This is a genomic window from Bradyrhizobium sp. NAS96.2, from assembly GCF_001908235.1.
Lineage (GTDB): Bacteria > Pseudomonadota > Alphaproteobacteria > Rhizobiales > Xanthobacteraceae > Bradyrhizobium.
Genome location: NZ_LGHK01000247.1, coordinates 1 through 7,086 on the forward strand (window position 1 = coordinate 1; position 7,086 = coordinate 7,086).

Annotated in this window: 7 protein-coding genes and 2 pseudogenes; 3 read left to right on the forward strand and 6 right to left on the reverse strand. The window is 64.1% G+C overall.

Going from position 1 to position 7,086, the window contains the following annotated elements:
* Positions 1–277: 277 nt before the first annotated feature.
* Positions 278–625: an ArsR/SmtB family transcription factor gene (locus AC628_RS37455; protein WP_074131676.1), complete on the reverse strand. Its 348-nt coding sequence runs from the start codon at positions 623–625 to the stop codon at positions 278–280.
* A gap of 515 nt (positions 626–1,140) precedes the next feature.
* On the opposite strand from AC628_RS37455, the gene AC628_RS43495 reads away from it, so the two are divergent.
* On the forward strand, positions 1,141–1,467 hold the full coding sequence (locus tag AC628_RS43495) for a hypothetical protein (RefSeq protein WP_143202021.1): 327 nt from the start codon (positions 1,141–1,143) through the stop codon (positions 1,465–1,467).
* Between the two features lie 235 nt (positions 1,468–1,702).
* On the opposite strand, the pseudogene AC628_RS46255 reads toward AC628_RS43495, so the two are convergent.
* The 4 genes and pseudogenes from AC628_RS46255 to AC628_RS37480 form a co-directional block, all read right to left on the reverse strand.
* Positions 1,703–2,760 (reverse strand): annotated as a pseudogene (locus AC628_RS46255) (DUF3363 domain-containing protein); the annotation flags it as partial.
* Positions 2,757–3,107, reverse strand: a pseudogene (locus AC628_RS37470) (DEAD/DEAH box helicase); the annotation flags it as partial. The pseudogenes AC628_RS46255 and AC628_RS37470, both read right to left, overlap by 4 nt.
* Positions 3,071–3,535: an acyl-CoA dehydrogenase family protein gene (locus AC628_RS37475; RefSeq protein WP_074131678.1), complete on the reverse strand. Its 465-nt coding sequence runs from the start codon at positions 3,533–3,535 to the stop codon at positions 3,071–3,073. The gene AC628_RS37475 and the pseudogene AC628_RS37470, both read right to left, overlap by 37 nt.
* An 11-nt stretch (positions 3,536–3,546) precedes the next feature.
* A complete protein-coding gene (locus AC628_RS37480; RefSeq protein ID WP_074131679.1) occupies positions 3,547–4,953 on the reverse strand; it encodes an MFS transporter in 1,407 nt (468 codons plus the stop codon).
* Positions 4,954–5,220: 267 nt separating this feature from the next.
* Here AC628_RS37480 and AC628_RS37485 point away from each other — a divergent pair, with 267 nt between their 5' ends.
* Together AC628_RS37485 and AC628_RS37490 are read left to right on the forward strand one after the other, a co-directional pair.
* On the forward strand, positions 5,221–5,472 hold the full coding sequence (locus AC628_RS37485) for a PilZ domain-containing protein (protein WP_074131680.1): 252 nt from the start codon (positions 5,221–5,223) through the stop codon (positions 5,470–5,472).
* Positions 5,473–5,558: 86 nt separating this feature from the next.
* Positions 5,559–6,290, forward strand: coding sequence for an adenylate/guanylate cyclase domain-containing protein (locus AC628_RS37490; RefSeq protein ID WP_074131681.1), 732 nt, complete (start codon positions 5,559–5,561; stop codon positions 6,288–6,290).
* Positions 6,291–6,427: 137 nt separating this feature from the next.
* On the opposite strand, the gene AC628_RS37495 is transcribed toward AC628_RS37490, so the two are convergent.
* Positions 6,428–7,086: 3'-5' exonuclease (locus AC628_RS37495; RefSeq protein ID WP_143202022.1), on the reverse strand; the 659-nt coding region annotated here is incomplete at its 5' end.

A 7,086-nucleotide genomic window follows, 5' to 3' on the forward strand; every position in this document is an offset into this window, starting at 1 on the left:
AGCCAATACTTCATCGAGGCGGTCGAACCGCTCGTTCCAGAACTGACATTGGCTGCTCAGCCAGCGATCGATGGCCTCGAAGGACCAAGTCGGATGGTGAGCAGGTGGCATCGCCAGCCCTATCGAAGAACCTTATCGGCCCTTTATAGAAGTAATCGCTTCCGGAAGCAATAGCTTCCATATTGTGGTGAGTCGCCCCATGTTGCGGCTCCCATGTCGATGGTAGCGCGACGCGGCGCAGCGACGCGTCGGCGCTATCGCCGACGCGAGCACTGCCTCATTCATCTTGGTTGCGTGAGCCCGCCTTCTGTTGCTCCGCGAGGCGCCGCTCAAGGTGATCGAAGCGCTTGGACCAAAGAGCGCGATAGGTCTCGAGCCAGCCGTCGACCTGTGCAAGCGGCTCAAGCCGGATACGGCTGGGACGTCGCTGTGCATCCCGGCCTTTCGTCACCAAACCGGCCGCTTCCAACACCGAGATGTGGTTCGACACGGCGCGAGGCGTCATGTCGAACGGCTCGGCCAGTTCAGCAACCGATGCTTCACCCGCGACAAGGCGGGCAAGGATAGCCCGCCGTGTGGGATCGGCGAGTGCGGCAAACGTCATACTGAGCGGGTCTTGAGCCAAACTTCATCTCCACTGAGAACGCGCTATCTGAGATGGAGTGTTCAGAGCCGACCGGGCGGCTTCCCCTGACCTGTGCTCCGGTCGCCGCATCAACCGCTCGATAGCCCGAAGCGCCGGACGCGATGGCCGCTCGGTCTTCGTGAACACCTTGCTTCCGGAAGTTATCGCTTCTATAGAATGACGACCGCTTAGTCAATCGGAAGATCACTACGACCAGCTATATCACGGAGGCCGTGATTGCTGCGATCCCCGCCACGGATCAGGACGAGACCATCGCATTCTATGTGACCATAGGTCGTCTTCGAGCTTCGCTTTGACTCTGGGATCGCGGGTAGAATGCGTTGGATTGAGGTCGCGCCTGCTGGCTTACGGCCATCGGCGGCGCTCCTGGCGAGAGGCTCAGAAGCCGGCGGAGAGAAGCATCCGTCTGCTGACGTCGAGCGCAATCCCGGCATGGCATCTCGTGTCGATGTGGCTCGCTGGTTTCCGCGCGTGGTTTGCGGGAGGGGCTGGCATTGTCAGCGGCGTACTGTTGGTTCTCCTCCTTCAGGCGGTTCTCTAGTGATTCCGCGGATGCAAACGCGTGGGCGGCCAAATACTCCAACGCGACGCAAGACAATATTCGTAAGAGGAAAAAAGACTATGTCGAAAGCGAAAGGCAGGTCGCAGCTCATATTGGAAGGCAGATCGTGAATAGTCGTCACTGCGCTGCTTTGGATCTTGGCGATCGGCACCGGTCTGATCGCCGGCTCTATTTCGCCTTTTCGACGTTCATCATGAACGCTTTGGATCGCGCAGGTCTGTCGACGGCTGTAAGCGCGATGAATGCCATCAAGTGCTGAATCCGTATAGCAGCAACTCGGAACGCGATTGGGATCTCGCTTTTGCGTGCTAGGACTTAGTCGAGCGCCAGAATCGCGAAGACGATCGCTGAAAGCGATGACAGCGAAGAAGGCAAACGACCACAAACGCGGATGCGCTGTCGGCCACATCGCGCTCCATCACATCTCCTGTCCTTACATCAGCCAGAGTTAGTAAAATCAATCAGAGACCCAGTCCCCTTTGCCGCGCCAACTGTCACGACACCGAACCACTTTGCACGACGCCCACAACCTCGCGGCCGAGCTGGCGGTCAATAACAGGTCGCCATGGGACAAGCGTGAACTCGTGCGCCTTCTCGACCACGGCGAACTTGCCGCTGGTAAGCTGCACGGTGCCGGTGAACTTTCCGCTGATGGTTTCGCCGTCCGTGGCAGCGCGGAACGGCAATGCCTTGCTCGCGGCAATCTCCGCGCCGACGCTGGCAACCTCGCGCTCGCGTAGCGTGGCGAGAAGATTACGCCGGTAGAAGGTTCGGCCGTCCTGCCGGCGTGTGGCGTCGCCCTGGTCAATATGATGCTCGCGCCGCTGATCCATCGCCTCGCGCACCTGCTGGCCGAATCCGGTCGGCGAAAGGTCGGCCGCATCGGGCGTAACCAATCGCCGGTCCAGCCAAGTCGCGCCGTCCGCGCTGATCTGTTTCTCAAGGTCGAGCACCGATAGCACGCGAACGCTGGCCTGCCGGTTGCGGGCAGCGTCGTAGGCGGCGGCGCGGCCTCGAAGTCCTCGGGGATGCGCCATTGACCCGCGTCGATCCGCTCGACGATCCCGGCTCGGCGAAGCGCCTCCAGCCGGCGCACATGGGCATCGACATAGCCCTCGTAGTCGCCACCCGGAATGCGGCCCTCGAACTTCGCCTGTTCCAGATGGCGGCTTGGCCGATAGATACCGTCCTCGGCGATGACTGCAATGGTACGGTCGGACGGACGGCTCGCCGTGTCGGCCGGGCCGATCTCGACGATGCTGCCGATCCGGGCGTCCTCGACGCGCGCAGGGTCGATGCCGGCGACGTGGTGAGTCCGGCCGTCGATCCCGTCCACCACAACGGTCAGGTTCTCGCCCAGCTCGTCGAACAGATACCTATCGACGACGCGGCCGGCGATGGGGGTCTCCGGCGGCCCGTCATGGATGTGGAAGGTCATCGGGTCGCGCTCCAGGCCATCGGCTTTTAGGGCCTTATGCATGTTGCGGATGATGTCGCCGCGCTCGCCCAGCTCGCGCAAGGTCGACTCCATCCGTTCGCCCAACTCCCAAACTCGAAGCGCGGCGAAAGCACTTGCTCCATGAGCAGGCTTGCCGCGATGGCCTTCAGCGTGTCGTTGACCGCCTCGGTGACGGCTTCCTCGGAGGCGTCCGGCTCGGCAATCAGGTTGGTGAAGCGGGAGCGGGTCTTGCCCGGCGCGTCGCGGGTGGCGCGGCCGATAATCTGCACGATCTCGGTGAGGCTCGACCTATAGCCGACCGTCAGCGCGTGCTCGCACCAAATCCAGTCGAAGCCTTCCTTCGCCATGCCGAGCGCGATGATGATGTCCACATAGTCGCGGTTGTTCTTCTGTGCCGGGTCCTTCAATGCGGCGGAAACCCGGTCCCGCTTGGTGGCGTCGACGCGAACGACCAGACCCCGGTGACCCGGTAGCCGCCCTCGCATTCGATCGCCTTGACCTTGGGGCCGGGGCCCCACAGCACGGCGCGCGGATCGGAGAACATCTCCTGCGCGACCGGCAGATCGAGATAGGCCGCCGACATCGCACAGCCCCCGGCCTGGCTCAGGCACCACGCGGTCGAGGCATCGGCCTTGGCGATGGTCTCGATGACATGGAAGAAGGTGACGGGATCGGTCTCGATCCCGTTGGTCGAGCGTGGCAGCAGCAGGCGGAACAGCTGCGCCTCATGCAGCCGGTCGAGCAAATCGGGCGGCAGGCGGCGGGTTGTTTCGATCTCGTCGTCGGCGGCCGCAACCGCGTCCCTGATCGCCTCGGCGCGGGCGATCACGTCACGATCGCCGGCGAGATCCGCAGAAGTCGTGTCCATGTCCGCCTCCCTCAGGCGCGCCGGATCGTTGCGGAGGCCGCAACATCGGCTGTCGCGTTGAGCTCTCTGTCGATCTGCTCGATCGACTTGCCCCGCGTCTCAAGCCCGAAGAACAGATACACGGCGCCCGCCATCAGGAACCAGCAGCCGAGATAGACGAAGGCGGTCGGGATCTCGGTCAGCGGCACGTCCGGCTTGAGGTAGTTGTTCGAGCCCACGATCAGTGCGAGGCCGACCGGTCCGATGATCTTGCCGATGCCGCCGAAGCCGTAGGCCGATCCCATGCCCGTGGTGCGCAGATGCGACGGCCAGACCTCAGCCGCATAGGGTCCGACGATCGCAAAGCCGCCGTCGGCGAAGAAGAAGGCGGCGCCAAGCAGTAGCCAGAATGCCGACATGCCGAACAGCGTCGCGTCGTAGTGATAGCCCGCAATGATGGTCAGCGCGCCGGCGCCGAAGCCGAGCAGGCCGCCGGCCACGCGTCGTCCCAGCAACTCCGAGAACCAGGAGAACGAGATGCGGCCGACGAAGCCGGTGACGCTGAGCAGGATCATCATCTTGGCGGCCTCCTGCGGCGTGACTTTCAGCAGCAGCACGAACAGCGCGGGCGCCCACAGCGTGATGCCGTAGACGCCGGTCTGCGCGCCGGCATTGCCGAGCCAGGAGACGACCAGGCTGCGCGGATATTTGAACAGGTCGAACCAGCTCGTCGAGACGATCGGGCCGGCATCGGCCGCGCTCGGCAACGGCAGCTCCGATGGCGGCACCTGCAGGGCCCAGGCCAGCGACTTGCGGGCCTCGTCATAGCGTCCCTGCCGGCACAGCCAGCGCGGCGACTCCGGCACCCAGAGCCGGACCAGCAGGACCAGGACCGCCGGCAGCACGCCGATCGCAAACAACAGCCGCCACTGATCGGTGCCCATGATCGCGCCCAGCACCGCGCCGAGGCCGACGCCGAGCGGGATCACGCAGGTGACGAGCCCGCCGACCCAGCCGCGCTTGTGCGAGGGCATGAACTCCTGCACCAGCGGCAGGTCGACGCAATAGAGCCCGCCGACGCCGGTGCCGACGAAGAAGCGCAGGATCGCGAGGTAAACCCAGCCATTGTCGGGCGTGAAGTAGAGGAGACCGGTCGCGATCGAGAAATTCAGCACCGTACCGATGAAGACGATGCGGCGCCCGACCCGGTCGGCGAGCCAGCCCCAGAGATAGGCGCCGATGATGGCGCCGATGCCGGAACTCATCAGGACGGTGGCCGACTGGCCGAAGGTGAGTTTCCACGGCCCGATCAGGAAGGCGAGCACAAAGCCGATCAGGAAGTAGTCGAAGAATTCCAGCGCATCGCCGATGATGGCCGCCGCAAGGATCTTGATCTGGTTGCCGGTCAGAGTCGTCCGGCGATCGAGAATCTCGAACATGGCGCGTCTCCCCATGGCGCCTGTTCATTGTTGTTGGGAGCGTGCGTCGCGCCAGCGCATCGCCCGTCAGATGAGGCTATCCTCGCGCCGTCGCGAACGGCAAGCCCGCGCCGACGCGGGGCTCATCTGCGCGGAGGCGATAAGCATCCGGCTTACCGCTGCGCACAAATCGTGGTGCGAAAGCCTGAGGTGAGCCGCGCCAGCCGTTGACTCCTGCAATGCCGATCGCCCACGTTTACGTGAAGAGAGTGGGGGGAGGCAGGCCCGGTGGACGAAAAGCGCAAGCATCCGCGAACCGAGGTCAACGAACCCGGCTATGTCTCGTCGGGCGGTTCGGTCATGCATTGCACGATCGTGAACATATCGCCGGAAGGGGCGGCTATCGAGGTTGAGAATTCGGCCTTCGTTCCGCACCGATTTCGCCTGGTGATGGCCCGCGACGCCTCGGTCGTCTATGAGTGCCAGGTGATCTGGAGCAAGAAGACGCGGATTGGAGTGAGTTTCGTCAAACCGGCCTGAGTGCCGGCAATTTCGGTTGGGGCGCTCGTGATCGACCGTGCTACGGTGGGGTGGACTTCGTCGCTGGAACAGCAGGTGATACGCCGATGACTCCGGAACCTGCATCGATCTGCCTCGGTTGCTGGCAGAACCTCCATATGCCGATCCCCTTGCGCGGCCCGTTGTCGGCGCCGTTCCGCCTGTTCGGTATCAAGCCAAGCCGCATGAACCCGAACACCTGCACGATCTGCGAGATGGCGTTCTCGAAGGTCATGAAGGCGCGCGCCGTGACCATCGACGCCACTGTGATGTTCGCCGACCTGCGGGGTTACACCACGCTGACCCAGACCATCGCGCAGGACGGGCTGACGTCGCTGCTGGACGCCTTCTACGACGACTGCGCCGCCGCGATCTGGCGCTACGATGGCCTGCTCAACAAGACGATCGGCGATGCGGTGTTTGCGATCTTCAATTTTCCGGTGAAGCGGGACGACCATGCTGCGCGGGCGTTGCAGGCGGCGCGTGACATTCAGAGCAGTTTTCGCGACCGGCACGACGCGCTGGTGCGCACGATCGGCGCCGGCGATGTCGAGATCGGCATTGGCATCGGGATCGACAGCGGCGACACCAATTTCGGTGAATTTGGCCAGACCCATCGCGACCTGACTGCCGTCGGCACGGTGGTCAATCGCGCGGCCCGCGCCCAGGCGGCAGCGAAGTCCGGCGAGATCCTGGTCACGGCAGCCGTGCGGGATCGAACCCGCGACATGATCACGGCGGCCGGTTCCGATTTTACGCTGAAGGGCTTCGATCAGCCTGTTACGCTGTTTCCCGCATGAATTGACGCGGCGCAACAAAACGACGGCTCCAGCGCGGAGCACCGCGCCGAAGCCGTCGGGGATGGTCGTTTGCCGATTACGAACGTCGCCTCAACGCGAGGCCGGCGGCTTCGTTCCGAGCGCGGCCAAGATTTTCGTCAGCGCCACATGCCGCGCATCCGGGCGCCGATGTCGATCGGCGGCGCGCGGCTGGCGGAGGAGGCCTGTACGGCGGCGGCCCGTGGCCAGGTTGTCCGCTCGAACATCGGCAGCAGCCGTTCCGGGATGAAGCGGGTACGCGAGGCGTACATATGGCGGTCGCCCTTGGCGGCCTGGCCGTGGACGAAAAAGCGCTGTGGCACCATCAGATGCAGATCGTCCTTGGCGCGGGTCATTGCGACGTAGAGCAGGCGGCGCTCCTCCTCGAGTTCGGCCGAGGTGCCGGCGCCGAGGTCGGAGGGCATGCAGCCGTCGACGACGTTGAGCACGTAAACGGACTTCCATTCCTGTCCCTTGGCGGAATGGATGGTCGTCAGGATCAGGTAATCCTCGTCGAGCAGCGGCACGCCGGCCTGGTCGCTGGTCGCGTCGGGCGGATCGAGCGTGAGCTCGGTGAGGAAGCGTTCGCGCGACGGATAGCCGGCGGCAATCTGCTCGAGCTGGATGAGGTCGGCGCGGCGAACCTCGCTGTCCTCATGGATGCGATCGAGATGGGGCTCGTACCACAACCGCGCGCGCTCGATGTCGACGGGCCATTCCGAGTAGCGGAGATTCTCGATCGCCTCGACGAACAGCCGCCAGTCGGCGCCGGCGCGCG